This window comes from Actibacterium atlanticum (assembly GCF_000671395.1).
In the GTDB taxonomy this organism is placed as follows: domain Bacteria; phylum Pseudomonadota; class Alphaproteobacteria; order Rhodobacterales; family Rhodobacteraceae; genus Actibacterium_D; species Actibacterium_D atlanticum.
Window position 1 is genome coordinate 153304 of record NZ_AQQY01000003.1, and the last position, 24915, is coordinate 178218.

The following is a 24915-nucleotide window of genomic DNA, read 5'->3' on the forward strand; positions in this document are numbered from 1 at the left end:
GACGTCGCATGCCCGAATTGCCCGAGGTTGAAACCGTCCGCCGTGGCCTTGCCCCCGCGATGGAGGGGCAGGTGATCGCCCAGGCCCACGTCAATCGGCCCGATCTGCGCTGGCCCTTCCCCGAGCGTATGGCCGAACGTCTGACCGGCGCGCGGGTGCTGCGGTTGGGGCGGCGCTCCAAATACATATTGGCGGATCTGGACACGGGTGAATGCCTGATCATCCATCTGGGCATGTCGGGTCGGATGACCGTGTCCGGCGACCCTTTAGGGCAGTTCTTGCATGACCACCCGGCCGCGCAAAAGCATGACCACGTGGTGCTGGACATGGAGAACGGCGCGCGGATCACCTTTAACGATGCGCGCCGGTTTGGGGCGATGGATATGGCCCCTATGAACGAAGTTCAAAACCACAAGCTGTTGGCCGGTTTGGGGCCCGAGCCGTTGGGCAACGGCTTTCATACCGACTACCTGGTTCAGGCGTTTGCGGGGCGTAACTCTCCGATGAAATCTGCCCTGCTGGATCAAAAGATCATCGCCGGTCTGGGCAATATCTATGTCTGCGAGGCGCTGAACCGTGCTGGAATTTCGCCTAAGCGCAAGGCGGGGCAGGTGTCGGCCAAAAGGATCGCTGACTTGGTGCCCATCATCCGCGACGTGCTGGAAGAAGCCATCGCCGCCGGGGGCTCCAGCCTGCGCGATCACCGGCAGGCAGATGGTGAGCTGGGCTACTTTCAGCATAATTTCCGCGCTTATGGCCGCGAGGGCGAACCCTGCCTAACCCCCGGATGCACCGGCGAAATCCAGCGAATCGTGCAGTCGGGACGCTCAACTTTCTGGTGTGCGCAATGTCAAAGATAGCTTGATCAGCATACTCAGGCTGCTAAGGAATCGGTTCTGTGATCGTTAACCGGGAGACCGCACGGATGGCTTACAAGACGCTGATTGTTGAAATCGAAGACCACGTTGGCCTGATCCGGCTGAACCGTCCTGATGCTTTGAATGCGTTGAACAGCCAGTTGATCGGAGAGCTGGCCAAATGCCTGACCGAGATGGGCGCAAACGACAAAGTGCGCGCCATTGTGGTCACCGGTTCTGATAAGGCCTTCGCCGCCGGGGCTGACATCAAAGAGATGAGCGAAAAGAGCTTTGTCGATGTCTTCGCGGGCGACATGTTTACCGACGATCACGATACCATTGTCCGCTGCCGCAAGCCCATCATCGCCGCCGTTGCAGGCTATGCGCTGGGCGGCGGTTGCGAGCTGGCGATGATGTGCGACTTCATCATCGCCGCTGATACTGCCAAGTTCGGCCAGCCGGAAATCAATCTGGGCGTTGTCGCCGGCCTTGGGGGCACCCAGCGCCTGACCCGCTTTGTCGGCAAGTCCAAAGCGATGGATATGCACCTGACAGGCCGTTTCATGGACGCTGAAGAAGCCGAGCGTTCCGGCCTTGTCAGCCGCGTTGTGCCCGCCAAGAAGCTGATGGACGAAGCCATGGATGCGGCGCGCAAGATTGCCGAGAAATCTGCCATCAGCACCATGGTTGTGAAAGAGGCGGTGAACCGGTCCTACGAGACCACGCTGACCGAAGGCATCCTGTTTGAACGCCGCGTGTTCTATTCGCTGTTTGCGACCGAGGATCAGAAAGAAGGCATGGGCGCTTTCCTTGAAAAGCGCGAGCCACAGTTCCGCGATAAATAAGGGCTTCCCTTTCAGGGCCAATATCCCTATACGCAGCCGTCATACATGCGCGTGAGGCCCGCTTGGCCAGAATCAGCCGGTTCATGAAACCCGGTGGGGCTCTGCGCACGAGAATTATGTAACGAGACCCAAACGGGAAGACACAGACATGGCAAATTCGCCTCAGGCAAAAAAACGCGCCCGTCAGAACGAGCGCCGCTACGAAATCAACAAAGCACGTCGTTCGCGCATTCGCACCTACCTGCGTAAAGTCGAAGAAGCGATCGAGTCGGGCGACAAGGACGCAGCATCCGCTGCTCTGCGCGATGCTCAGCCCGAACTGATGCGCGGTGTTACCAAAGGCATTCTGCACAAGAATACTGTTGCGCGTAAAATTTCGCGCCTGTCCGCACGCGTTAAGTCGCTGGGCTAAGAAAACGACTCACTTTTCGTGATTCCAAGAGACGCTGGGGTGACCCGGCGTCTCTTTTTTGCTTTTTTTATGCTGTAACAAAATCGCATCAGAACAATGTTCATCAAGCACTTGCGGGATTCGTTTTGGGAAACCTTTCAGTCAAGCCCGAAGATCAGTTGCGACTCCGCCTAGGCGCTTGGTAATTTTGAATTGCGATTCACATCGTCTTGGGGGGACATGGCCCGGGCCTCACCCCGTCTGCTAATTCAAATCGGTCCAACGGGGAACTATTTGAACTGCGGGTGAGCATCGGGCATCGGAGCGGTTTGCGAAGTGGGGCTTTGCGTTTTGCCGCCTGCTGTAGGGTATCGGATGGTTTTCCATTTTGGCACCTTCATGTCCAAAGACAGACCGCGCGAAAGCGGAACACGACAAGGATCTTCGGCACCCGCCGGAGCGGATGGGGTGTTGTTTTGCTTTGCGCACCGAAAGGGGCAACTGGCGTTTTAGCCAGATGTAAGTTTGTTGCCAAAGACATCTGAATCGCAGGGTGCCCTGTTTGGGCGGGTCTGGTGGTAAGGTGCGGGAGCAAACAAAGAGATGACGGCAGAAAAATGGGGTTTGGTGTGCAACGAAATTCGCAGCGAGATCGGCGATAACAATTACACGACCTGGATCAAACCTCTGGCCTTTAAGGACCTGCAAGATGGCGTGGTAAGCTTCAACGTGCCGACCAGCTTTGTAGGTGACTGGGTGCAGCGCAACTTCGGCGATCAGATCAAACAGCATTTCATGCGCTCGGGCGAACAAGTCGATCGTCTTGAATTCGCCGTCGCTCCGAAATCTGCCGTCGCGCCTTCTGCCAAGGCTGAACCTGCCAACACCAAAACTGCTCCTACTGCCGCCGCGCCCGCTGTACGTCAGCCCGATCTGGGTGCGCCGCTGGATGCGCGGTTTACCTTTGACAGCTTTGTTGTGGGCAAACCCAACGAACTGGCCCATGCCGCTGCACGCCGTGTTGGCGAAGGTGGCCCGGTCACCTTTAACCCGCTGTTCCTTTATGGCGGCGTGGGGCTTGGTAAAACCCACCTGATGCACGCGATTGCGCACGAGTTGCGCACCAAGTCGCCGCATCTGCGCGTGGTCTATCTGTCGGCGGAACAGTTCATGTACCGCTTCATTCAGGCGCTGCGCGAACGTGACACCATGGGCTTCAAAGAACTGTTTCGTTCCGTTGATGTGCTGATGGTCGATGACGTGCAGTTCATCGCCGGCAAGGACAGCACCCAAGAAGAGTTCTTCCACACCTTCAACGCGCTGGTCGACCAGAACAAACAGATCATCATTTCGGCGGACCGTGCGCCCGGTGAAATCAAAGATCTTGAGGATCGCATCAAAAGCCGCCTGCAATGCGGGCTGGTCGTCGATCTGCACCCAACCGATTACGAATTGCGTTTGGGAATTCTGCAGCAAAAGGTCGACCACTATCGCAACCAGTATCCGGGTCTGATGATCCATGATGGTGTGCTTGAATTCCTGGCTCACCGGATTTCCACCAACGTGCGGGTTCTGGAGGGCGCGCTGACGCGGCTGTTCGCTTTTGCCTCGCTTGTGGGCAAGGAAATCACTCTGGATCTGACTCAGGATTGTCTGTCGGATGTGTTGCGTGCCTCAGACCGCAAGGTCACCGTCGAGGAAATTCAGCGCCGCGTCGGAGAGCATTTCAGCATCCGCCTGTCAGACCTGATCGGGCCCAAGCGCAACCGCACCATTGCCCGCCCGCGCCAGATCGCCATGTATCTGGCCAAGCAGCTGACCTCGCGCAGCCTGCCTGAAATCGGGCGTCGTTTTGGTGGGCGTGACCATACGACCGTCATGCATGCCGTAAAACGCATCGACGAGCTGCGCGCCAAAGACAGCCAGATCGCCGAAGATCTGGAGCTTTTGCGCCGTATGCTCGAGGCTTAACGCCCTTTGGGGGCGCAACTGGTCTTGACGCCCCCGTTAAACCAGCCGAGACTCTTAAAAAATGCTTGAGCCGCAGAGGGAAACCGCTAGGTTTTCCCTCCCGGCATCATGAGGAGCGAGGGAATGAAATTCAGCATAGAACGCAGCGCGCTGTTGCGGGCCGTTGCCCAGGCGCAATCGGTTGTCGAACGCCGCAATACTATCCCGATCCTTGCGAATGTGCTGATCGAAGCCGAGGGCGCTGCCGTCAGCTTCCGCGCGACGGATCTGGATATCGAAGTGGTCGATAAAGCTGTGGCGCAGGTCGAACGCGCCGGGGCCACCACCGTTTCGGCCGTGACCCTGCATGAAATCGTGCGCAAACTGCCCGACGGTGCTTTGGTCACCCTGACCGACGAAGCCCCGCATCACCGTCTGACGGTGGACGCGGGCCGCTCCAACTTCAGTCTGGCCACCCTGCCCAAAGAAGATTTCCCCGTCATGGCGACGTCGGAATACAGCTCGAACTTTTCGGCCAAGGCCCCCGTGCTGCGCCGTTTGTTCGACAAATCCAAATTCGCCATTTCGACCGAGGAAACCCGGTACTACCTGAACGGCGTCTATATGCACGTGGCCGATGGCGATGGCGGCAAAAAGCTGCGTTGCGTTGCAACCGATGGCCACCGTCTGGCCCGGATTGATGCCGACCTGCCCGAAGGCGCCGAAACTCTGCCTGGCGTGATCGTGCCGCGCAAAACCGTAGGCGAGCTGCGCAAGCTGCTGGACGACGACGATGTCGAAATCGCCGTGTCCGTCAGCGAAACCAAAGTGCGCTTTGCCACGCCCGAGATCACCCTGACCTCGAAAGTCATCGACGGCACCTTCCCCGATTACACCCGCGTGATCCCCACCGGCAACACCCGCCAGCTAGAGGTCGACGCGTCCGACTTTGCCAAGGCCGTTGACCGTGTGGCCACTGTCAGCTCGGAACGTTCGCGCGCCGTGAAACTGTCGCTGGACGAAGACCGTCTGGTTTTGTCGGTGAACGCGCCCGATGCTGGCGCCGCCGAGGAAGAACTGGCCGTGGCCTATGGCGACGAACGTCTGGAGATCGGTTTCAACGCGAAATACCTGCTGGAAATCGCCAGTCAGGTGGATCGTGAAAACGCCGTCTTCCTGTTCAACTCGGCCGGGGATCCGACCCTGATGCGTGAAGGCAATGACACCAGCGCGGTTTACGTCGTCATGCCGATGCGCGTCTAAGCGCGCAAACACGGAAGGGCTGGGATGACTGGCCTGTTTTTATCACATCTGACGGCCTCGCATTTCCGTTCGCATCAGCGGGCGGGAATCGGGCTTGATGGCCGTCCGGTGGCCTTGTTCGGCCCCAACGGGGCGGGCAAGACCAACATCCTTGAAGCCGTATCCATGTTATCGCCGGGGCGCGGGTTGCGCCGCGCGGCGGGCGAAGATCTGATCCGCCGCCCTGAAGCATTGGGCTGGAAACTGCGCGCTGAACTGCATTCTTTGCATCAGGTGCACGAAGTCGAAACCTGGGCCGAGCCGGGCACGTCGCGCCAGGTTCGGATCGATGACAAAGCCGCGCCGCAGGCCGCCTTGGGGCGGATCGCGCGGATGCTCTGGCTCGTGCCCTCGATGGATCGGCTGTGGATTGAAGGCGCCGATGGGCGGAGGCGCTTTCTGGACCGCATGGTGCTTAGCTTTGAGCCGGGCCACGGCGAAGCCACGCTGGCCTATGAAAAGGCCATGCGCGAACGCAACCGGCTGCTGAAAGATCAGGTGCAGGACGCCCATTGGTATCACGCTTTGGAAACGCAGATGGCGCAGTCGGGCGCGCGCATTCACGCCAACCGGGTGGATGCCATCGCCCGGATCGCGCAGGCCCAATCCGGGGCTGAAACCGCCTTTCCCGCCGCCGATCTGAATCTGCTGGTCGAAATGCCCGAAGCCGAAGACGATCTGGCGCAGGCCTTTGCCCAGAACCGGCCGCGCGACATGGCCGCCGGGCGCACATTGATCGGCCCGCATCGCGCTGATCTGGGCGCCGTTTTTACCGCCAAGGGTGTCGCAGCGGCGCAATGTTCCACCGGCGAACAAAAGGCTTTGCTGATCTCGCTGATCCTGTCCAATGCGCGGGCACTGGCGGCGGATTTTGGCGCGCCGCCGATCTTGTTGCTGGACGAGGTCGCCGCCCATCTTGACGCCACCCGCCGCGCCGCGCTTTATGATGAAATCTGCGCGTTGGGCGCCCAAGCTTTCATGACTGGCACCGGGCCGGAATTGTTTTCTGACCTGTCCACCCGCGCGCAGTATTTCGAGATTACCGAGGATACCGGCACCAGCCGCATTACCCCCAAGGACGCGCCCTAATGGCAAACCGCATTACCCTGATCACCCTCGCCGCCCGCGACCTGCAGGCGCAGGCCGCGTTTTATAAGTCGCTGGGATGGGAGTCAGAATTCCAATCCGACGACGTGGTGTTCTATAACCTCAGCGGGCTAAAATTTGGGCTCTATACCGCCGAAAAACTGGCCCATGATCTGAACAAATCTGTCGATGACCTGGGCACCGGCGCACAGACACTGGCCGTGAACTTCGCCAGTAAGGCCGAGGTCGACACCGCCTATGACGCGGCAATCACCGCCGGTGGCACCGCCTTAAAACGCCCCGACGACATCTTCTGGGGCGGCTACACCGGCAGTTGGGCCGATCCCGAAGGCCACGTCTGGGAATACGCCTGGAACCCATTTTGGGAGCTGGACGAAAACGGCAAATTGAAAGACGGCGTATGACCCTGAGCATTGGCGAACTGGCGCTGTATTCCGGCGCGCTCCTGATCTTGTTTCTCACCCCCGGCCCGGTCTGGGTGGCGCTGATCGCGCGCGGCTTGTCGGGCGGGTTTCATGCTGCTTGGCCACTGGCGCTGGGCGTGGTGATCGGCGATGTGCTTTGGTCCGTGCTGGCGATCCTTGGCATCAGCTGGATCTTGTCGGTCTATGGCGGGTTTCTAGAACTGCTGCGCTGGGTCGCGGCGGGGTTTTTCCTGTTCATGGGGGTGATGATCATCCGCCACGCCGATAAAACCATCGCCTCGGACAGCCGCCTGACCCGCCCCGGCATGTGGGCCGGGTTTCTGGCCGGTTTGGCGGTGATATTGGGCAACCCCAAAGCGATCCTATTTTATATGGGCATGCTGCCGGGGTTCTTTGATCTGTCGGCGCTGGTCTGGCAAGACATCGTTGTGATCGGCGCCTTATCGGCGCTGGTGCCGCTGATCGGCAACCTGATCTTGGCACTGTTCCTTGGCCAAGTACGCGCCCTGATGACCTCGCCGGGTGCAATCCGCCGGATGAACCTGACGGCGGGGGTCTTGTTGATCGGGGTCGGTCTTTTGATCCCGTTTATTTAGACGGCAACAACCACGCGTTCAGATAGACTGTCAGCCGATCCTCGACCGAGGTCACGCTGTTGATCGCGCAGAACATCAGCGCCATGGCCTGAATGGCAAAGGCCTGTATGCCTTCGGCCAGCAACTCGGGCGGGACGTCTCGGCGGAACGGATGGTCGCCTTCGGGGTCGAACCACTTGGCGAATACCGCATACTGCAGATCAAAGCTTTGCGCGATGGGTCCAAGAGACTCGACCACCGCCGCCCCCGAATGGCGCACGATCACATCAAAGACAAAGCGGCTTTGTGTCATCAAACCGATCAGCGGCATCAGGTGCTCGACAACTTCGGGCACCGTGACCGGTGCGGGCCGCTCTGCCATCTGATCAAGGCACTCAAGCAGGGCCTCACCGATCAACAGCTCAAGCAACGCATCCTTGTCGGCGAAATGGGCAAAAAACGTGCCCTTGGCCACGCTGGCGCGTTTCACGACCTCTTCTGTGCGCAAGCCCTCATAGCCGACGTCCAGGACAATGGCGCGCGCGGCCTCTACCAGATTGGCGCGGGTTTTTAGGGTTCTTTGCTGCACGGGTTTGTTCATAGCGCCCTTGAAATCACAAAAAGTGACTAAGGTCAAAAATAATAATTGACCACGGTCATTATAAGCGTAAATTGACCGTGGTCATTTATTAGGAGAATCGCCATGACCCCCAAACGCATCCTCGTGCTGAACGGCCATCCGGGCCAAAGCTCTTTGTCGAAATCCCTAACGGCCAGCTATGCCGAGGCCGCGCAAAAGGCTGGCCACGACGTGCGCCTGCACGACCTTGGCCAGATGTCCTTTGATATGGATTACGGCGAAGGCGGTTATGAAAACCCGAAAACGCTGGAACCCGATCTCGAGGCCTTCTTGGCAGATCTGGAGTGGGCCGAGCACGTCGTTCTGGGCACGCCGATGTGGTGGGGCGGGGTGCCAGCCAAGCTGAAAGGACTGTTTGACCGCGCCTTTTTGCCGGGGCGCACCTTCGACACGCGCCACACCAATATGTTTGGCATTCCCAAGCCCCTGCTGACCGGCAAAACCGCGCGCGTCCTGCTGACATCCGACACGCCCGCGTTTTTCCTTCGTTTGGCCTACGGCAATGCGTTGAAGAAACTTTTGGGCCGTCAGATTTTGGGTTTCGTCGGGATCAAACCAACGCGCTACAGCCAATTTGCCCCGGCTTCGCACCCCGATGCGGCCAAGGTCGAAAACTGGCTGGATCAGGCCCGCGCGTTGGGCGCTAAAGCGGCTTAACGCAAACCGCAAAATATGGGGGATGCGCGTGACATCCCCCGCAAAACTTCGTATAAAATGACAAAAATACGAAGGAAGGGCAGCATGTCCGACAACGCGCAGACGCCGGAAGAATACGGCGCCGATTCTATCAAGGTTCTCAAAGGTTTGGAAGCCGTCCGCAAACGCCCCGGTATGTATATCGGCGACACGGATGATGGCTCGGGCCTGCACCATATGGTCTATGAGGTCGTCGATAATGGCATCGACGAGGCTTTGGCCGGTCACGCCGACTTCGTTAGCGTTAAAATCCATGCCGATAACTCGGTTTCTGTGCGCGATAACGGGCGCGGGATTCCGGTTGGCATGCACGAGGAAGAAGGCGTTTCCGCGGCCGAGGTCATCATGACCCAGCTGCACGCCGGTGGTAAATTCGACAGCAACTCGTACAAGGTGTCCGGCGGTCTGCACGGCGTGGGCGTGTCCGTTGTAAACGCCCTCTCCGATTGGCTGGAGCTGCGCGTCTGGCGCGACGGCAAGGAACACTATGCCAAGTTTGCCCATGGCGAAACCGCAGAACATCTGCGCGTCGTTGGCGATGCGAATGGCGAAAAGGGCACCGAGGTGCGCTTTTTGGCCTCGACCGACACGTTCAGCAACCTTGAATACGTGTTCAAGACGCTGGAACACCGCCTGCGCGAGCTGGCCTTTCTGAACTCAGGCGTGCGGATCATCCTCGAAGATGAACGCCCCGCCGAACCCCTGCGGGCCGAGATGTATTACGAGGGCGGCGTGCGTGAATTCGTGCGCTTCCTGGACCGTCACAAAACCGCGGTGATGGAAGAGCCTGTCTTCATGACCGGCGAGAAAGACGGCATCGGCGTCGAAGTCGCGATGTGGTGGAACGACAGCTACCATGAAAACGTCCTGCCCTTTACCAACAACATCCCGCAGCGTGATGGCGGCACCCATCTGGCCGGTCTGCGTGGTGCGTTGACCCGCACGATCACCCGCTATGCTCAGGACAGCGGGATCGCGAAAAAGGAAAAGGTGAACTTCACCGGCGATGACGCGCGCGAAGGTCTGACCTGTGTTCTGTCGGTCAAAGTGCCCGACCCGAAATTCTCCAGCCAGACCAAGGATAAGCTGGTCAGTTCTGAGGTCCGTCCGGCGGTCGAGGGGCTGGTCAACGAAAAGCTGGGCGAGTGGTTTGAAGAAAACCCTGCCCAAGCCAAGCAGATTGTCGGCAAGATTGTCGAGGCCGCGCTGGCCCGCGAAGCCGCCCGCAAGGCGCGTGAACTGACCCGCCGTAAAACTGCGACCGATGTGAACTTCCTTGCCGGTAAGCTCAAGGATTGCTCGGAAAAGGACGCATCCAAAACCGAACTGTTCCTCGTCGAGGGTGACTCGGCCGGTGGTTCCGCCCAAACGGGCCGTGATCGTCGCACGCAGGCGATCCTGCCCCTGCGCGGTAAAATCCTAAACGTCGAACGTGCGCGCTTTGACCGGATGCTGGGTTCGCAAGAGATCGGCAACCTTGTGATGGCGATGGGCACCGGCATTGGCCGCGATGAATTCGACATCTCCAAGCTGCGCTACCACAAGATCGTCATCATGACGGACGCCGACGTCGACGGCGCCCACATCCGGACCCTGCTGCTGACCTTCTTCTTCCGTCAGATGCCGGAACTGATCGAAGGCGGGTATCTGTACATCGCGCAGCCACCGCTGTTCAAAGTCGCGCGCGGCAAGTCCGAGGTCTATCTGAAAGACCAACCCGCGCTGGATGACTATTTGGTGGCGCAAGGGATCGAGGGCGCTGTTTTGCGCCTGTCTTCGGGCGAGGAAATCGCCGGCAATGACCTGAGCCGCGTGGTCGAAGCCGCCCGCGCCTTCAAGGCCGTGCTGGATGCCTTCCCCACGCACTATCCGCGCAACATTCTGGAACAGGCCGCGCTTGCGGGGGCCTTTGATCCGGGCAAGGCGGACGCTGATTTGCAAGCGGTGGCGACGGCTGTGGCCGGGCGTCTGGATCAGGTCGCGGTCGAATACGAACAGGGCTGGAACGGTCGCATCACCCAGGATCACGGCATTCGCCTGTCGCGGATCCTGCGCGGGGTCGAAGAAATCCGCACGCTGGACGGTGCCGTTCTGCGCTCGGGCGAAGCGCGCCGCCTGTCGTCGGTCAGTGCCGAAACCCGTGACTATTACGCCAAACCCGCTGGTCTGGTGCGTCGCGACCGTGAAACTGAAATTCACGGCCCCATCGACCTGCTGATGGCGATCCTGGCCGAAGGCGAAAAGGGCCTGACCCTGCAGCGCTATAAAGGCTTGGGTGAGATGAACCCAGACCAGCTGTGGGAGACCACGCTGGACCCCGAAGCGCGCACCCTGTTGCAGGTGAAAATCGACGATCTGGCCGATGCCGATGACATCTTCACCAAGCTGATGGGCGACGTTGTGGAACCCCGGCGCGAGTTTATCCAAAGCAACGCTCTGGACGTCGCCAACCTCGATTTCTAAGCGCCCGCGCCGGTCCTCCGGCGCGATGTGCTATACTTCCTTTGCGGCAGGTCCCGCCACCGGGTGCGGGACCGGCAAAGGAAAGGATCCCCCATGTACCCCGTTGTGCTTTTGATCGGTCGTTTGCCCCACGTCATTGGCAACGTCGCCGAAGAGCTTTCGCACCTGCCCATCGAATGGTTGGGCGCTCATGACCACCCCGAGGTCGTCCGCCAGCTTGAAACCGAACCGCGCATCGACTGTGTGATCATTTCAGGCGGGTTGGATGACAAAATCCGTGGCGATCTGATCGGCATTATCGCTACGCTGCGCCCCGATCTGTGCATTCATATCAAAGATCGCGCCTCCGGCCCCGAAGGGCTGGTGCCTTTCGTGGAACGTGTCGTCGGGCAAGAGCTGCTGGCCCGCCCCCTGCCCATCGCAGTATGATCTAGTCCTTATAGTCGCGGTGGCAGGCCTTGCACGAGGCCCCCAGCTGCATAAACCCGGCGTTCAGGTCATCAGGGGTTTCAAGGCTCTGTGACAGGGCAATTGCAAGTGTTTCGGTCGCCCCTGCCTTGGTGGTGAAATCGTCAAACCGCTCCCAGATCAACGGCTTTGCCTCTGTTTTCGGGTCGGTTTCCGGGGCTTCAAACAAGGCGACTGTCTGCGTCGAATGCCGCGCAATATCACCGGCTGCGGCGCGGGCCTTGGCTGCATCGAAGGCAACCTTGCCCTTTACCATGTTGCTTAGAACTTCCATCCCGGCGCCAATGGATTTCATGTTCTCCATACGGGCCAAAACCGCTGGGTTCTTCACGCCGCTGTGGGCAAGGGCCACGGAGCCAATGCATCCAAGGCACAGAGTGGCCAAAACGGTTGCTTTAACGCGTTTCATCAGATCAGGCTTCCTTTTCATCCGGGGTTTCACCGCTGAGCTGTTTCAGGATCGGGCAATCAGGCCGGTGATCTCCGGCGCAGGTGTCCACCAAATGCGCCAGCGTATCCCGCATATCCATCAGATCGGCAATCTTCGTCTCTATTTCAGCCAAATGATCCTGGGCGATGTGTTTGACCTCGGCGCTGGCGCGGGCTTTGTCCTCCCACAGGGCCAGCAGGGTACGGCAATCCTCAATTGTAAACCCCAGCGAACGCGCCCGATGCAAAAACGTCAGTTTGTGCACATGGGTATCAGAAAAATCCCGATACCCGTTGGGCGTGCGATCAGGCGCGATCAGGCCGATCTCTTCGTAATAGCGAATGGTTTTCGCAGGCAGGCCCGATTTGGCCGAAACAGAGCCGATATTCATTGCGCTTCTCCGAAAGACATCCACCGCAGGCGCAGCGCGTTGGTCAGGACAAAGACGCTGGACATGGCCATCGCGCCGGCGGCGAACACGGGTGACAAAAGAACGCCCAGCAGCGGGTAAAACACCCCCGCAGCCAACGGGATCAGCAGCGTATTATAGCCAAAGGCCCAGAACAGGTTCTGTTTGATGTTGCGCAGAACCTGCCGACTGATTTGCAGCGCCGTGACAACTCCCATCGGATCACCCGAAATCAGAACCACATCCGCCGCTTCTATCGCCACGTCGGTTCCCGTGCCAATGGCAATGCCCACGCCCGCGGCGGCCAAAGCAGGGGCGTCATTGATGCCATCGCCTACAAAAACAACGTCCCTTCCCAACGACTTCACCGCGTCAATTTTGCCAGCAGGCAGCACCCCTGCGGTAACTTGATCAATACCAATCTGCGCGGCAATCGCATCCGCTGTGCCCTGCGCATCCCCGGTGATCATCGCAACCTTAAGCCCCATCTGGTGCAGGCGTTGAACGGCCTTCACGGCGCTGGGCTTTATAGGGTCAGAAACTGCCAAAACGGCCTTGGCAACACCATCCACGGCCACAATCACCGGCGTCTTACCTTGCCCCGCTAAAGCGCGGTATTCAGTCTCTAAATCACTATAAATTACGTCATTTTCATCCATCAAGCGGGGGGCGCCGATCAATATATCGCGCCCCTCTACCCGCGCCATTATGCCTTTGCCTGGCAAGGCCTCAAACGTTTCGGCCGCAGCGCCGGGTGCGGCGCTGGTGATGGCCCGCGCGATGGGATGCTCTGACCCGGCCTCGGCCCCTGCTGCAAGCCGTAAAACAGTGGCGCGGTCTGCGCCTGGCGCCAAGGCAACATCGGTCAGCCGAGGCTTGCCCTCGGTTAACGTGCCGGTTTTGTCAAAGGCCACGACGCGGGCGCCTTGCAAGGCTTGCAAGGCATCGCCCTTGCGAAACAAAACGCCCAGCTCTGCCGCGCGGCCCGTCCCCACCATGATCGAGGTCGGCGTCGCCAGCCCCATCGCACAGGGGCAGGCAATGATCAAAACCGACACCCCGGCGACCAAAGCAAAGCCAAGCGCAGGTTGCGGGCCAAAGATCAGCCAAGCCAGAACAGTCACCGCAGCGACCCCCAAAACGGCGGGAACGAACCACATCACAATCCGGTCTGCGGCGCCTTGGATCGGCAGCTTTGCTCCCTGCGCCTGTTCGACCATAGTGATAATTTGGGCCAGAACAGTCTCTGATCCAACCTGTTGTGCCCGCATCACCAACGCGCCATTCCCATTGACCGTCCCGCCAACCAATCCTGCACCTTCGGCCTTGCCAACAGGCGCGGGTTCGCCGGTGATCATGCTTTCGTCGACATAGCTTTCACCGCTGATAACCACGCCATCGGTCGGAATCTTCTCGCCCGGCCGAATATGGATCACATCACCGGCAGCGATCTGCCCGATGGGCAGATCTTTCAGCGCGCCCTTACGTTCTACGCGTGCGGTTTTTGGGCGCAGATCCAGAAGTTTTCGGATCGCCTGGCCCGTGCGCCCCTTGGCCCGTGCTTCAAGCCACCGGCCCAACAGGATCAGGACAATGATCACCGCCGCTGATTCATAGTAAACCTGCGCGGTTCCTTGCGGCAGCAGGCCGGGGGCAAAGGTTGCCAAAACCGAAAACAGATAGGCCGCCGAGGTTCCAAGCGCGACCAGTGCATTCATATCCGGCGCACCGCGCAACAGCGCAGGGTAGCCCTTGGTGAAAAACCCACGCCCCGGGCCGACCAACACCAGCGTCGTCAGCACAAACTGCAAAAAGATCGCGTTTTGCATCCCAAGCGTGCCATGAACCCAGCCGTGCATGGCGGGGATCAAATGACCGCCCATTTCCATCACAAAAACAGGCAAGGCCAATGCCGCTGCCAGCAAAGTCTTGCGTCGAATTGGGGCGATTTCGTCTTGGGTCGCATCGGAGTCGAGTGCGCTGACCTGTTTTGCATGAGCCGGGTACCCGGCCATTGTCGACAACGCCGCGATCTCGGATGCGCTGGTCGCGCCTTCCAGATAGGTCACGTGGGCGGTCTTGGTCGCCAGATTCACACTGGCTTCAAGTACCTCAGCCCCGGCGTTTAATGCTTTTTCTGCCCGCCCGACACAGGCGGCACAGTTCAAGCCCTCGACTTCAAGAACCAGTTCTGCCGTAGCGACCGGATATCCGGTTTTCGTCACTGTTTCAGCCAAAAACACTGGCTTTACGGTGGTGTCATGGGTCACAGAGGCTGTGTTGTTCGCAAGGTTTACAGCGGCCAAAGCCACGCCCGGCACCGCGGCCAAAGCACGTTCGACCCGCCCGGCGCAAGACGCGCAGGTCATGCCCTGAATGTGCAGCGCTGTTGTAGAAGAGGCTGTCATGTCTCACCGACTTTCCTGAAACTACCCTTTGATAAAGGTTCCAGCAACAGGAAGGTCAAGCAGAGACTTCAATCTAGTCGTGCGATGCCTCTGAGCGGCCAAGGTGGTACTCACCCCGTTTCTTGGCCAGTGCAATTTGGCGCTGACGCTCGCGGAAACGTTCTTTCCGGGCCTCATCATGTTCATCAACACACTGATGACACGAAACACCTTCTTCATAGTCAGGGCTCTTCAAATCTGCGGGTGTCAGGGGGCGACGACAGGCCCGGCACAGGCTGTGCGGCCCTTCGACCAGCCCATGCCCCACGGACACGCGTTCATCAAAGACGAAACATTCACCATGCCACAGGCTTTCGTCCTGTGGAGTCTCTTCAAGGTATTTCAGGATACCACCCTGAAGGTGAAAGACGTCCTCGATACCCTGCCCAAGCAGATAGTTGGTCGATTTTTCACAGCGGATACCACCGGTACAGAACATCGCCACGCGTTTGTTGTGGAAACGGTGTTTGTTTTCTTCCCACCAGGCCGGAAACTCTCGGAAACTGGCCGTATGCGGGTCTATTGCACCTTCAAACGTGCCAATCTGCACCTCGTAATCGTTGCGCGTGTCGATCACCGCGACGTCAGGCTGTTGGATCAGCTCGTTCCAATCCTCGGGCGTCACGTAATGCCCAACCCGTGCTTTCGGGTCGACATCAGGCTGACCCATGGTGACGATTTCTTTCTTCAGCCGCACTTTCATTTTGCCGAAAGGTTGCTCTGTGGCGGTGCTTTCCTTCCACTCCAGATCGGCGCAGCCGGGCAGGGCGCGGATATGGGCCAAAACGGCATCCACCCCGGCGCGTGAGCCAGCAAACGTGCCGTTGATTCCCTCTTGCGCCAGCAACAAAGAGCCGGTCGTGCCGGCTTTATCGCAAACATCCAACAAAGCGGGACGCAGCGCCGCAGGGTCAGGGAAGCGGGTGAAGTGATATAATGCTGCAACGGTAAACATGGCTGTCCTCTTACGCCCGACTCAGGGCAATATTCAAGGGCGCGCCATTGACGCCCTACGCAACACCTTCTTAGCTGATCCCATCGAAAAGGAGACCAATATGCGCCCTGCCACCGAAGCCCTAATCGTTGTCGACGTCCAGAATGACTTCTGCCCGGGTGGCGCGCTGGCGGTGCCCGGCGGGGATGATATTGTGGCCGAGATCAACGCCCTGCTGGATCAGTTCGAACTGCGCGTCTTTACCCAGGACTGGCACCCGGCGGATCACGCCTCCTTTGCCAGCAATCACGATGGCAACGATCCTTATTCGGTCATCGACATGCCCTATGGGGCGCAGGTTCTGTGGCCCGACCACTGCGTGCAAGACACACATGGCGCCGCCTTCCATCCTGATCTCGACACCTCCAAGGCCGATCACATCGTCCGCAAGGGCTTCCACCCAGAAGTCGACAGTTATTCGGCTTTTTTCGAAAACGACCACGAAACCGAAACCGGCCTTGATGACTACCTGAACGCCAAAGGCATCACCGCCGTCACCCTTGTCGGTCTGGCCACGGATTTCTGCGTGCAATACACGGCCCTTGATGCTGCCAAGCTGGGCTATAAAGTGACGGTTCTGGAACATGCCTGCCGCGGCATCAATCTGGATGGTTCGCTGGAGGAAGCCCGCGAGGCCATGCTGGACGCCAACGTGGTGCTTGAGAAGTAACCGTTCATCGGTCGGGGAGGGGCGATGGTTGATATCGCAACGCGGGTCTATAACCATAAATGGAAGATCGACCCGATCGTCCGGTCCCTGATCGACACCGATTTCTACAAACTGTTGATGTGCCAGTCGGTGTTTCACAACAAGCCCGACACCCAAGTCACCTTCAGCCTGATCAACCGTACCAAATCCATCCGTCTGACCGATCTGGTTGACGAGGGCGAGCTGCGCGAGCAGCTGGACCACATCCGCACCCTGCGCCTGACACGCGGCGAAAGCACATGGCTGCGCGGCAACACGTTTTACGGCAAACGCCAGATGTTCCAATCCGATTTCATGGAGTGGTTCGAAACCCTGCAACTGCCGCCCTATCACCTTGAAAAGCGCGACGGCCAGTATGAGCTGACGTTCGAAGGCAGCTGGCCCGAGGTCATGATGTGGGAAATCCCCGCGCTCGCCGTGATCATGGAGCTGCGCTCCCGCGCCGTCATGGGGCCAATGGGCAAGTTCGAACTTCAGGTGCTCTATGCCCGCGCCATGACGAAACTGTGGGAAAAGGTCGAACACCTGCGCGCACACCCCGGGTTGCGCATCGCCGATTTCGGCACCCGGCGACGGCATTCCTTCCTGTGGCAGGACTGGTGCGTGCAGGCCATGACCGAGGGGCTGGGCAAGTCCTTTGTCGGCACCTCCAACTGCCTGATCGCCAAGAACCGCGATCTGGAGGCCATCGGCACCAACGCCCACGAACTGCCCATGGTCTATGCTGCGCTGGCCAAGGATGACACCGCGCTGGCCCAGTCCCCCTATCAGGTGCTGGCCGACTGGCAGCAAGAACACGAAGGCAACCTGCGCATCATCCTGCCCGACACCTACGGCACCAAAGGTTTCCTTGAAAACGCCCCCGACTGGCTGAGCGGCTGGACAGGCATCCGGATTGACTCCGGTGATCCGGCCACCGCCGCCGAAGTGGCGATTGACTGGTGGAAATCCCGCGGCGAAGACCCGCGCGAGAAACTGGTGATCTTCTCGGATGGGCTGAACGAGGACAAAATCATCGACCTCTATCAGCAGTTTCAAGGCCGCGTAAAACCCAGCTTCGGCTGGGGCACCCTGCTGACCAACGACTTCCGAGGACTGGTCCCCGATGACGCTTTGGCGCCATTCTCCCTGGTCTGCAAAGCGGTTTCTGCGGGCGGCCAACCCACCGTCAAACTCTCCGACAACCCCAACAAAGCCATGGGCCCCACCGACCAGGTCGAACGGTATAAACGGGTGTTTGGGGTTGGGGAACAAACCGCGCAGGAGGTTGTCGTATGAACTCATCGGCGCTTCAACAAAAGCTTCGTTCGAGGTGCAAAGCGACGTCCGACGAGTTCTTCAAGACAGCGCTTGGCTCATTATGTGACACAGAGGAAGAAGCCCAAGAAGCATTCAAAAACCTTTCGTTTGGCATTCACGGCGGTTTCGTGTTCAGAGAAAGCCGAGAAGTGTCGGTCAAAGCTCTGGAACTTGCAGAAAAGTTTGTCGATGTGGCGGGAACCGAAAGGGCCAGCGTGGAAGCCATTAGGAAATCAACTAACTCCATAGTATCCGCTGTATTGAGAGAATTTGATGGAACTATCGACGAAGACAATACTGATGACGCTGCAGAACTATTCTTCACAAAACTAGTCGAGAGTGCCACGGAACATTACGATTTTGTGGGGCCGTGTGAATTGTTCCGTTTCGAAGATGAAGGGCTAGAACTAAGATCAAAGTATGTATCGGTGATGGCGGCAAACAGTTTTCTTGCCGAAGCGGAGTTGCCAAGAACCGGCAAAAGCTGGCAGCTCAAGAGTTCTCCCGAGGCTTGGCCGCGATCGCCGGTAGATATGGAAAGCGCGTTCACAGTTTTCGGGACAGTTTGGTGGGTAAGATCGCAGTCGCCGGCTGACCTGACTGAGCAATCGGCCAAATGGATGATTGATGTTTTCATGACGGCTATTCGAGTTGGTTTGCGACGGCCGGATTATTGCCTTCGTCCTAGGTTGGGTCAATCAGAGCTATCCCCTTTTGGACATGCGAAAAACTCTAAACGAGGCATCATACATCACGAAAAAATCTTGAAGCCCGGCGGACAGTCGTGGGCAAGTCAGTACAAAGTGGACGCAAGTTTTGCTGACCGCTTTCACGACCAACAGTTTCAAAACCGCCTAAATTCGTTGTTTGAGGCAAAGCCTAATTCTGTAGGCGAACACTTGGCAAATGCATTTGGTTGGTGCTCGAGGGGGCGTCAATGTGTTGACCACTCAGAACGCCTGCTAAATTTCTTCACCGCTCTGGAATCTCTATTATCCGAGAAGGACGCTTTTTCGCCCGTTGCAGAGACCATCGCAAGACTGACGAGCGTTGTACTTTCGGAAACGGCAACCGATAGAGAAAGAACATATAAAGAGATTAAGAAATTGTATGCGCTAAGGTCTTCGGTTGTTCACCAAGGCCGCCGAGCAGCACATTGGCTAAATGCAAACAACATTCAACACATTTGTGAGAGCACACTATCAGTGGTTTTCTCTGAGGTTGATCTATCTCGTCCGCGACAAGATTTCATAAACGAGTTAAAAAGTGCTAGTCATGGCGGGCCTTGGCCTAAAAACAACGACTAAACTAGCTTCTATCTCGCGACCTTTCGAAGGACATTAGTCGCGCGAAACCTTCCCCCGCAACGCCTTCACCTCCCCACGCTGTTTCTTCGCCTCCAGCCGCCGTCGCACAGACCCCTTCGTCGGTTTCGTTTTGATCCGCCGTTTCGGCGTGACCAGCGCTTTGCGGATCAGTTCGGCCAGGCGTTCCCGCGCGATATCCCGGTTCCGCGCCTGATGGCGGGTTTCGTCGCAGAAGATCACGATGGCGCCGTCCTTGGTCCAGCGTCGTCCGGCCAGTCGTTGCAGGCGGCGTTTCACCGGGTCGGTCAGGTTGGGGGAACGGGCGGCCTCAAACCGCAGTTCCACGGCCGAGGACACCTTGTTCACATTCTGCCCGCCGGGGCCGGAGGCGCGCACGAATTGCTCGGTCAGTTCCCAGTCGGCGAGGGTGATTTGATCGTTGATCTGCAGCATTCTGGGCACTTTAAACCTTTAAAACATGCCCCGAAAGCCACCGCGTTCTTTAAAGGAGTCTTGCAAAGAAAAAGGGCTGTCCAGATCAGACAGCCCTTCGAGATCTTTGGGAGATGGTCCAGTTAGAGCCATGCCCAATCAGAGGTGTTCGGTCTTCAAGACTGCTCTAAGACCACGGCCCCCCTGACTGTTCTGATCCCTCTCTCCAACATCACTCTAGACACTGGACCACCTCCTTTCTGCTGTTGCCGTTACAGAAAGGGTGCCACATATCTAGTATTTGTCAAAACAAATTACGCAACCCGTGCCATCATACGCCCAACAATTAGGCGGAATGGCACCAAAGCGATCAACGCAAGGGAGAGTTTGACAAGCCAGTCAGCAAAACCCAGCGAAACCCACAGGGGTGCAACGGGTCCCGCGCCCAACAGGGGCAGCATTTCACCGGCCCACGAAACGTCGTTGGCGGGTTCGATAAAGGTCAGTGCGCCCGAGAAAGCGATTGTAAAGAAAATCGCGGTATCGACCGACGAGCCAATCAGGGTCGAGGCCAGCGGCGCTTTCCACCACAGGCCTTCGCGCAGGCGGTTGAAGATGGCCACGTCCAACAGCTGTGCCGTCAGGAACGCCAGGCCCGAGCCAATCGCGATACGCAGGGTGACCAGCGGTCCGAACTCACCCATGATCTGGGTGCCGATGAACGAACAGATGATGCCCACGACAAAGCCGACGAACACGACTTTGCGTGCCGGGCCAACGCCGTACACGCGGTTCATCACGTCGGTCACAAGGAAGGCCAGCGGATAGGTAAAGGCCCCGTAGGTCAGCCAGTTGCCCAGCAGGAATTGCACGAGGATATTTGAGGCCACGACAATGGCGGCCATGGCGATAACGCCAGGAAGAATAGAGCGGTTCATGGTTTTGATCCGTTTTTACAAGGTAGCGGCGACTTGGCCCGCCCTCATGGCGGACGCGCCCGCTTAACGCTTGGTTTGGGCGAAATCAAGCGTTTCGTTCAGCGTGTATTCAACCAGCTCTGTGCGTTGGAAGAAGCGGAAGTTGTCGTCAGACACCATGGTCAGGCGGATCGCACCGGTGTCATCCTGCCAAACCGCCAGCCCTTCAAGGTTGTCATGGATCGGGGTGCGGGTTGTTAAGAGCGTCTCTTCGTTGCTGACGCCGTTGGTATCCACATCGAACCGGCGCACCCGGCTGCGAAACCCCAGAACTCCGCGAAAATCCCGTTCCAGCAGATAGAGTTTTCCATCCGGGCCAAAATCGGCCCCGACTGCCAGAAAGTCGTCACGCCGAGGCAAGGTGAACGGTTGGCTCCATGTGCCATCTGCATAGCGATAAACCGGAAAGGGGCGTGCCTTGCGACCAGAACGTTCGGGCAAAGCATAGAGCGCACCATCCGGTGCAATCGCCAAGGCTTCCATCGCAGAGTTGCGTTGCAGCGTCTTGAACGCATCATGGCGCGGCAACCACGCCGCTTCGGAATCGGTATCGCGGTAGGTCCAAACACGATGGTAGTTTTCAAACGAGACAAACAACCGACCATCTTCGCGCAGGGCAAGCCCTTCGGAATCTGCCTCTTTTCCGCGAATTTGGGTGTTCTTGGTGTTCTTGACCGGCGAAAGCACGATGTCCGAGATATTGGCGATCTTACCGTTTTTACGGGTGATCTTGCCGGTTACAAACGCGCCGCGATCGGACAGGGCGATAAAGCTGCGCCCGTCTTGGGACAGTTCCAAACCGGACAAACCGCCAAAGTCGGCATGGTCATAGGCCCAGGTAAAAGTGGACGTCAGCTTGGCAGAGCTTTCTTGCTCGGTGCGCGCGGAAAGCATCCCGGCCACAACGACCGACGCCCCGATCAGCGAGAGGATAAAACGTTTGCGCATTGCTTGGGCAGGTCCGCCATTATGTATTCGCGTGGGTGGCGCTTTTTAGGGGCTGGTTTGGCGGGTTTTGCTCCGGGTTTGGGCTTGGGCGGGTTCAGGTAATCGGTGACCCACCATTCCAATGTTTCGTCACACCCATCACCACCTTTCGACAATTTTCGAACGGTTGGGGTTTGCTTGATACAGTCTTTTGAACCCTTCGGACATTTCAGGCGCACGTGGAAATGATAATGGTGGCCAGAAATCGGACGAATTTTCTGCAGCCATTTCTTGTCAGATTTACGCGCGGTTTTGCACATCTCAATCTTAACCGGAGGGGTCACAAAGACCCGATCCACACGCGCATCCAACGCCGCGGCTTTCAGGATAAGATAGTGGGCCTGGGTCCAGTTGCCGTTGACGCTGCGCTGATCTGCGCTGCGCACGCTGATCGAAGACAGGTTTTCGCGTTCAGAACGGGTCAGGTTCAGACGCTTGGGTGGCAGCATCCAGATATCGGCATCCAAGCCAATCTGATGTGACCGATGGCCTGAGGTCATCGGCCCGCCGCGTGGCTGGCTGATGTCGCCAACGTAAAGCCCGGCCCAGCCATACTGAACGGCTGTGCGGCTTAGGTCTTGGATGAAGTCGATGGTTACAGGATGACCCCAATACCGGTTCCGGCTAAGCCGCATTGCCTGCCACGTCGGGCCGGTTTCAGGCAATGCAATCAACCCCGCAGCGCAGCCCTTGGCATAGCTACCGAAGGCTTCGGCCGGGTGCGGCGAGCCTTGTTTTTCGGCCCCAAACAGCTGGTTCGCCTTTGGGCCCGCCGCCAGAGCGGGGCTGGCCAGAACCAGTGTCAGGAGGGTGAGGTATCTGAGGATGCGGTGGCCCATGTCCGATCTCGATGCGCGTCGGTTCGCACCCAGCGTAGCAGGAAAAGCCCGACAAGAAAAAGAATGATGAGCGGAGAAATGCCAAGTTGCTGCGATCCGGTGAGGGCCGTGGTCAATCCGATGGCGAAGGGGGCGACGAAAGATGTGGCCTTGCCTGCCAGCGCATAAAGTCCGAAGGCTTCGGTTTCATGCCCAACGCGGGTTTGGAACACCATCATGGTGCGGCTGGCCGATTGCAATGCGCCACCCGCGGCGCCGATCACTGCGCCAAGGATATAGAATGCGATGTCGGGCAGTTTTGACTCGGGCCCAACCGCAATGCCCAGAACGCTTTCACGCGAAATGAACACAAAGCTGATCGCGACAGCGGTCAGAACCAGCACATTGGTCACGATGACGGGCTTGGGGCCGAACCGCGAGTCTGCGATGCCGCCGATCCATGCAAAGATCGCCCCGGTGATCACCGCGAGGATACCGAAGATACCAACGTCGATGACGCTCCAGTTTAACACGCCCGCCGCATAGATGCCGCCAAAGGCATAGATGCCGTTCAAAGCGTCGCGATAGAACATGGAAGAGCCTAAAAAGGCGAACAGGCTGCGATCTTGCGGCAGGTGGCGCAGGGATGTGCGCAGTTCAGGCAGGGCCGAGCTGACCGCCTGACGGATCGACAGGGCGTTGGGGTCGCGCGGCTCGCGCACCCAAAGAAAGAAGGGGATCATGAACACCGCAAACCACACCGCCACAAAGGGGCCGACGGCACGGGTGCCCTCGCGCGTGTTCGGGTCAAGGCCCAGAACAGGGTCGAGCCCGATGAAGGTTTTGCCGGTGCTTGCGGATTCAGCAAAGAACAGCAGCATGATCGCCAGAGCCAGCACCCCGCCGACATAGCCAAAGGCCCAACCGCTGCCCGAGATACGACCGATTTCTTCGCGGCTGCCAAGGCCGGGCAGCATGGCATTAGTGAAGATCGTGGCGAACTCCATCCCAATCAGGCCAAGGCCAAACAGAAACAGGATGAAGATCAGGTTGAAATCATCGGGTGCCGCCAGCCAAAGGCCGCTGGCACCGATCACATACAGCAGCGAGAACAGCCAGATGAAGCGCATGCGCCCCCCGGCACGGTCCGCGATTGCGCCAAGGATGGGTGCCATCAAGGCAATCATCAGCCCAGCGGAGCCCACGCCAAAGCCCCAAGCGGACTGTGCCGCAGAGCCGTCGCCAAGGATTTCTTTGACATAGGGGGCAAATATGAAGGTGATCAACAGGGTGTTATAGGGCTGCGACGCCCAATCAAAGAAAAACCAACCCCAAATGCGCCGTCTAATTGACATCTGTGCGCCTCTCATCCCCATGAAATACGGGGCGATAAGACCCGGAATGCAGGGAAACCGCAAGTGAATGTTAACGCGCGGGTGGCCAGGGCCGGCTGTCTTCGGCGGTGATCCAGTTTCGCACCCACTCGGGCAGTTCTGGTGGGTCTTGATGCTGATTCAACGACTGAAGCAGGCGCGCGGGTGCAACGATGCCGTTCTTGTCAGTTACCGCGGTGCGATATAGCGCCTGGCTGGTACATTCGCCCGCCCGCCACATGCTTTGCACCAGATAAATGAACCGGTCGTCCCAACCTATACATTTCGAATGCATCTCGACCTTTTGAAACATCCGCACGCGGCGGCGATACCGCACTGAACTGCCGGCAACGGTCAGCCCCCAGCGGTTCTTGCGCAACGGCTCAAACATGCCCACCCGTCGTGCCATCGGAATGCGCCCAAGATCGTAAATCATCAGGGTGCGCCCGTTGTTCAGTTCCAGCCAGAAATCCAGATCCCAGGGCCAGCAGATGTGATGCGACACATGTGTGTCCAACAGGCCCAGATCAGGCGCGTTGCGGTATTTGATCAGCTCTTTGGCCATTCGGAAAAACGGGTACATTGGCGCCTCCTTTCGCGACAGACTGCCGCCGCCGCAAGGGCCGTCAAGCGCTACGCCGCGTAAAGAGGTTGTCACCGCGCCCACGCACGCTTAGTTGAAAGAGAACCTTTGCCACCAAGAAGAGTGCCCAATGCTGTCCCTGCTTCAGATTTTGCTTTTGATCCTTGATATCGTCTGGTTCGTCATCATCGTGCATATCATCATGAGTTGGCTGATCAGTTTTCAGGTACTGAACCTGCACCAGCCGCTGGTCGCGCAGATTTACCATGGGGTAAATCGATTGCTCGAGCCAATCTACGGCCCGATCCGTCGTATCCTGCCCGATACCGGTGGTCTGGATTTGGCACCTTTGATCGTGCTGATCGGCATCTACGCCCTGCGCATTGTAATCGGGAACAACCTCTACGCCTTTGCCTAAGGGCCTTGCCCGT

Annotated in this window: 26 protein-coding genes; 15 read left to right on the forward strand and 11 right to left on the reverse strand. The window is 58.4% G+C overall.

All coding sequences use genetic code 11. The features are described from left to right. Window positions 1–8: 8 nt before the first annotated feature. The 8 genes from mutM (at window position 9) to ATO10_RS06580 (ending at window position 7473) form a co-directional block, all read left to right on the forward strand. On the forward strand, window positions 9–860 hold the full coding sequence (mutM, locus tag ATO10_RS06545; protein ID WP_035249597.1) for a bifunctional DNA-formamidopyrimidine glycosylase/DNA-(apurinic or apyrimidinic site) lyase: 852 nt from the start codon (window positions 9–11) through the stop codon (window positions 858–860). A gap of 65 nt (window positions 861–925) precedes the next feature. Then, complete coding sequence (locus ATO10_RS06550; RefSeq protein WP_035249878.1) at window positions 926–1702, forward strand: enoyl-CoA hydratase; 777 nt, start codon at window positions 926–928, stop codon at window positions 1700–1702. Window positions 1703–1850: 148 nt separating this feature from the next. Then, a complete protein-coding gene (rpsT, locus tag ATO10_RS06555; RefSeq protein ID WP_035249599.1) occupies window positions 1851–2114 on the forward strand; it encodes a 30S ribosomal protein S20 in 264 nt (87 codons plus the stop codon). Between the two features lie 582 nt (window positions 2115–2696). Then, window positions 2697–4064 (forward strand): chromosomal replication initiator protein DnaA, encoded by a 1368-nt coding sequence (dnaA, locus tag ATO10_RS06560; protein ID WP_035249601.1) that lies wholly within the window; start codon window positions 2697–2699, stop codon window positions 4062–4064. Window positions 4065–4187: 123 nt separating this feature from the next. After that, window positions 4188–5306 carry a DNA polymerase III subunit beta gene (gene dnaN / locus ATO10_RS06565; RefSeq protein ID WP_035249603.1) on the forward strand — a complete coding sequence of 373 codons (1119 nt, stop codon included), beginning with the start codon at window positions 4188–4190 and terminating at the stop codon, window positions 5304–5306. 24 nt (window positions 5307–5330) lie between these two features. Further along, window positions 5331–6434, forward strand: a complete 1104-nt coding sequence (gene recF / locus ATO10_RS06570; protein ID WP_035249605.1) for a DNA replication/repair protein RecF — start codon at window positions 5331–5333, stop codon at window positions 6432–6434. Further along, the gene (locus ATO10_RS06575) at window positions 6434–6856 is read left to right on the forward strand and encodes a VOC family protein (RefSeq protein ID WP_035249607.1); all 423 of its coding nucleotides are present in this window, start codon (window positions 6434–6436) and stop codon (window positions 6854–6856) included. Before recF ends, ATO10_RS06575 begins: the two co-directional genes overlap by 1 nt. Further along, on the forward strand, window positions 6853–7473 hold the full coding sequence (locus tag ATO10_RS06580; protein ID WP_035249609.1) for a LysE family translocator: 621 nt from the start codon (window positions 6853–6855) through the stop codon (window positions 7471–7473). Before ATO10_RS06575 ends, ATO10_RS06580 begins: the two co-directional genes overlap by 4 nt. Here ATO10_RS06580 and ATO10_RS06585 read toward each other — a convergent pair. Next, window positions 7466–8041 carry a TetR/AcrR family transcriptional regulator gene (locus ATO10_RS06585; RefSeq protein WP_238323412.1) on the reverse strand — a complete coding sequence of 192 codons (576 nt, stop codon included), beginning with the start codon at window positions 8039–8041 and terminating at the stop codon, window positions 7466–7468. The two genes, ATO10_RS06580 and ATO10_RS06585, sit on opposite strands and share 8 nt — an antisense overlap. 114 nt (window positions 8042–8155) lie before the next feature. Between ATO10_RS06585 and ATO10_RS06590 the strand changes: the two genes are divergently transcribed. The 3 genes from ATO10_RS06590 (at window position 8156) to ATO10_RS06600 (ending at window position 11680) form a co-directional block, all read left to right on the forward strand. Then, the gene (locus ATO10_RS06590; RefSeq protein WP_035249614.1) at window positions 8156–8749 is read left to right on the forward strand and encodes an NAD(P)H-dependent oxidoreductase; all 594 of its coding nucleotides are present in this window, start codon (window positions 8156–8158) and stop codon (window positions 8747–8749) included. 84 nt (window positions 8750–8833) lie between these two features. Beyond that, the gene (gene gyrB, locus ATO10_RS06595; RefSeq protein ID WP_035249616.1) at window positions 8834–11251 is read left to right on the forward strand and encodes a DNA topoisomerase (ATP-hydrolyzing) subunit B; all 2418 of its coding nucleotides are present in this window, start codon (window positions 8834–8836) and stop codon (window positions 11249–11251) included. A gap of 93 nt (window positions 11252–11344) precedes the next feature. Beyond that, window positions 11345–11680 carry a hypothetical protein gene (locus ATO10_RS06600; RefSeq protein ID WP_035249618.1) on the forward strand — a complete coding sequence of 112 codons (336 nt, stop codon included), beginning with the start codon at window positions 11345–11347 and terminating at the stop codon, window positions 11678–11680. Window position 11681: 1 nt separating this feature from the next. Here ATO10_RS06600 and ATO10_RS06605 read toward each other — a convergent pair whose 3' ends face one another. The 4 genes from ATO10_RS06605 to trhO all read right to left on the reverse strand — a co-directional run bounded on the left by ATO10_RS06605 (window position 11682) and on the right by trhO (window position 15960). Next, a complete protein-coding gene (locus ATO10_RS06605; protein ID WP_035249620.1) occupies window positions 11682–12128 on the reverse strand; it encodes a c-type cytochrome in 447 nt (148 codons plus the stop codon). A 4-nt stretch (window positions 12129–12132) separates the two neighbouring features. Next, window positions 12133–12540 carry a Cu(I)-responsive transcriptional regulator gene (gene cueR, locus ATO10_RS06610; RefSeq protein WP_035249622.1) on the reverse strand — a complete coding sequence of 136 codons (408 nt, stop codon included), beginning with the start codon at window positions 12538–12540 and terminating at the stop codon, window positions 12133–12135. Beyond that, entirely contained in the window at window positions 12537–14966 is a 2430-nt protein-coding gene (locus tag ATO10_RS06615) for a heavy metal translocating P-type ATPase (RefSeq protein WP_081806451.1), read from the reverse strand. The genes cueR and ATO10_RS06615 overlap by 4 nt, the downstream gene beginning before the upstream one ends. A 73-nt stretch (window positions 14967–15039) precedes the next feature. Further along, window positions 15040–15960: an oxygen-dependent tRNA uridine(34) hydroxylase TrhO gene (gene trhO / locus ATO10_RS06620; protein ID WP_035249624.1), complete on the reverse strand. Its 921-nt coding sequence runs from the start codon at window positions 15958–15960 to the stop codon at window positions 15040–15042. Between the two features lie 100 nt (window positions 15961–16060). On the opposite strand from trhO, the gene pncA reads away from it, so the two are divergent. Genes pncA through ATO10_RS06635 form a run of 3 tightly spaced genes read left to right on the forward strand, consistent with a single transcriptional unit; the run spans window position 16061 to window position 19314 of the window. Beyond that, window positions 16061–16669: a bifunctional nicotinamidase/pyrazinamidase gene (gene pncA, locus ATO10_RS06625; protein WP_035249626.1), complete on the forward strand. Its 609-nt coding sequence runs from the start codon at window positions 16061–16063 to the stop codon at window positions 16667–16669. 24 nt (window positions 16670–16693) lie between these two features. Further along, window positions 16694–17986 carry a nicotinate phosphoribosyltransferase gene (gene pncB / locus ATO10_RS06630; protein ID WP_035249628.1) on the forward strand — a complete coding sequence of 431 codons (1293 nt, stop codon included), beginning with the start codon at window positions 16694–16696 and terminating at the stop codon, window positions 17984–17986. Further along, a complete protein-coding gene (locus ATO10_RS06635; protein WP_035249636.1) occupies window positions 17983–19314 on the forward strand; it encodes a HEPN domain-containing protein in 1332 nt (443 codons plus the stop codon). Before pncB ends, ATO10_RS06635 begins: the two co-directional genes overlap by 4 nt. A 33-nt stretch (window positions 19315–19347) precedes the next feature. On the opposite strand, the gene arfB is transcribed toward ATO10_RS06635, so the two are convergent. The 6 genes from arfB to ATO10_RS06665 form a co-directional block, all read right to left on the reverse strand. Next, window positions 19348–19767: an alternative ribosome rescue aminoacyl-tRNA hydrolase ArfB gene (gene arfB, locus ATO10_RS06640; protein ID WP_035249639.1), complete on the reverse strand. Its 420-nt coding sequence runs from the start codon at window positions 19765–19767 to the stop codon at window positions 19348–19350. Between the two features lie 293 nt (window positions 19768–20060). Then, window positions 20061–20684 (reverse strand): queuosine precursor transporter, encoded by a 624-nt coding sequence (locus ATO10_RS06645; RefSeq protein WP_035249641.1) that lies wholly within the window; start codon window positions 20682–20684, stop codon window positions 20061–20063. Between the two features lie 63 nt (window positions 20685–20747). Further along, window positions 20748–21671, reverse strand: coding sequence for an esterase-like activity of phytase family protein (locus ATO10_RS06650; RefSeq protein ID WP_035249643.1), 924 nt, complete (start codon window positions 21669–21671; stop codon window positions 20748–20750). Next, window positions 21644–22549, reverse strand: a complete 906-nt coding sequence (gene mepA / locus ATO10_RS06655) for a penicillin-insensitive murein endopeptidase (RefSeq protein WP_155886706.1) — start codon at window positions 22547–22549, stop codon at window positions 21644–21646. Before mepA ends, ATO10_RS06650 begins: the two co-directional genes overlap by 28 nt. Next, window positions 22513–23883 carry an MFS transporter gene (locus ATO10_RS06660; protein ID WP_035249645.1) on the reverse strand — a complete coding sequence of 457 codons (1371 nt, stop codon included), beginning with the start codon at window positions 23881–23883 and terminating at the stop codon, window positions 22513–22515. Before ATO10_RS06660 ends, mepA begins: the two co-directional genes overlap by 37 nt. A 70-nt stretch (window positions 23884–23953) precedes the next feature. Next, window positions 23954–24484, reverse strand: coding sequence for an acyl-CoA thioesterase (locus ATO10_RS06665; RefSeq protein ID WP_035249648.1), 531 nt, complete (start codon window positions 24482–24484; stop codon window positions 23954–23956). Window positions 24485–24614: 130 nt separating this feature from the next. On the opposite strand from ATO10_RS06665, the gene ATO10_RS06670 reads away from it, so the two are divergent. After that, window positions 24615–24902 (forward strand): YggT family protein, encoded by a 288-nt coding sequence (locus ATO10_RS06670; RefSeq protein ID WP_035249650.1) that lies wholly within the window; start codon window positions 24615–24617, stop codon window positions 24900–24902. Window positions 24903–24915: the final 13 nt, after the last annotated feature.

Bases quoted from the DNA above. Each gene is read 5' to 3' on its own strand.
- ATO10_RS06615 (WP_081806451.1), bottom strand. From the start codon at position 14,966: ATGACAGCCTCTTCTACAACAGCGCTGCACATTCAGGGCATGACCTGC.
- ATO10_RS06660 (WP_035249645.1), bottom strand. From the start codon at position 23,883: ATGTCAATTAGACGGCGCATTTGGGGTTGGTTTTTCTTTGATTGGGCG.
- ATO10_RS06605 (WP_035249620.1), bottom strand. From the start codon at position 12,128: ATGAAACGCGTTAAAGCAACCGTTTTGGCCACTCTGTGCCTTGGATGC.
- ATO10_RS06650 (WP_035249643.1), bottom strand. From the start codon at position 21,671: ATGCGCAAACGTTTTATCCTCTCGCTGATCGGGGCGTCGGTCGTTGTG.
- ATO10_RS06600 (WP_035249618.1), top strand. From the start codon at position 11,345: ATGTACCCCGTTGTGCTTTTGATCGGTCGTTTGCCCCACGTCATTGGC.
- gyrB (WP_035249616.1), top strand. From the start codon at position 8,834: ATGTCCGACAACGCGCAGACGCCGGAAGAATACGGCGCCGATTCTATC.
- ATO10_RS06670 (WP_035249650.1), top strand. From the start codon at position 24,615: ATGCTGTCCCTGCTTCAGATTTTGCTTTTGATCCTTGATATCGTCTGG.
- pncA (WP_035249626.1), top strand. From the start codon at position 16,061: ATGCGCCCTGCCACCGAAGCCCTAATCGTTGTCGACGTCCAGAATGAC.
- ATO10_RS06635 (WP_035249636.1), top strand. From the start codon at position 17,983: ATGAACTCATCGGCGCTTCAACAAAAGCTTCGTTCGAGGTGCAAAGCG.
- ATO10_RS06575 (WP_035249607.1), top strand. From the start codon at position 6,434: ATGGCAAACCGCATTACCCTGATCACCCTCGCCGCCCGCGACCTGCAG.
- dnaA (WP_035249601.1), top strand. From the start codon at position 2,697: ATGACGGCAGAAAAATGGGGTTTGGTGTGCAACGAAATTCGCAGCGAG.
- ATO10_RS06665 (WP_035249648.1), bottom strand. From the start codon at position 24,484: ATGTACCCGTTTTTCCGAATGGCCAAAGAGCTGATCAAATACCGCAAC.
- trhO (WP_035249624.1), bottom strand. From the start codon at position 15,960: ATGTTTACCGTTGCAGCATTATATCACTTCACCCGCTTCCCTGACCCT.
- ATO10_RS06580 (WP_035249609.1), top strand. From the start codon at position 6,853: ATGACCCTGAGCATTGGCGAACTGGCGCTGTATTCCGGCGCGCTCCTG.
- mepA (WP_155886706.1), bottom strand. From the start codon at position 22,549: ATGGGCCACCGCATCCTCAGATACCTCACCCTCCTGACACTGGTTCTG.
- ATO10_RS06645 (WP_035249641.1), bottom strand. From the start codon at position 20,684: ATGAACCGCTCTATTCTTCCTGGCGTTATCGCCATGGCCGCCATTGTC.
- arfB (WP_035249639.1), bottom strand. From the start codon at position 19,767: ATGCTGCAGATCAACGATCAAATCACCCTCGCCGACTGGGAACTGACC.
- ATO10_RS06590 (WP_035249614.1), top strand. From the start codon at position 8,156: ATGACCCCCAAACGCATCCTCGTGCTGAACGGCCATCCGGGCCAAAGC.
- rpsT (WP_035249599.1), top strand. From the start codon at position 1,851: ATGGCAAATTCGCCTCAGGCAAAAAAACGCGCCCGTCAGAACGAGCGC.
- cueR (WP_035249622.1), bottom strand. From the start codon at position 12,540: ATGAATATCGGCTCTGTTTCGGCCAAATCGGGCCTGCCTGCGAAAACC.
- recF (WP_035249605.1), top strand. From the start codon at position 5,331: ATGACTGGCCTGTTTTTATCACATCTGACGGCCTCGCATTTCCGTTCG.
- dnaN (WP_035249603.1), top strand. From the start codon at position 4,188: ATGAAATTCAGCATAGAACGCAGCGCGCTGTTGCGGGCCGTTGCCCAG.
- ATO10_RS06550 (WP_035249878.1), top strand. From the start codon at position 926: ATGGCTTACAAGACGCTGATTGTTGAAATCGAAGACCACGTTGGCCTG.
- pncB (WP_035249628.1), top strand. From the start codon at position 16,694: ATGGTTGATATCGCAACGCGGGTCTATAACCATAAATGGAAGATCGAC.
- mutM (WP_035249597.1), top strand. From the start codon at position 9: ATGCCCGAATTGCCCGAGGTTGAAACCGTCCGCCGTGGCCTTGCCCCC.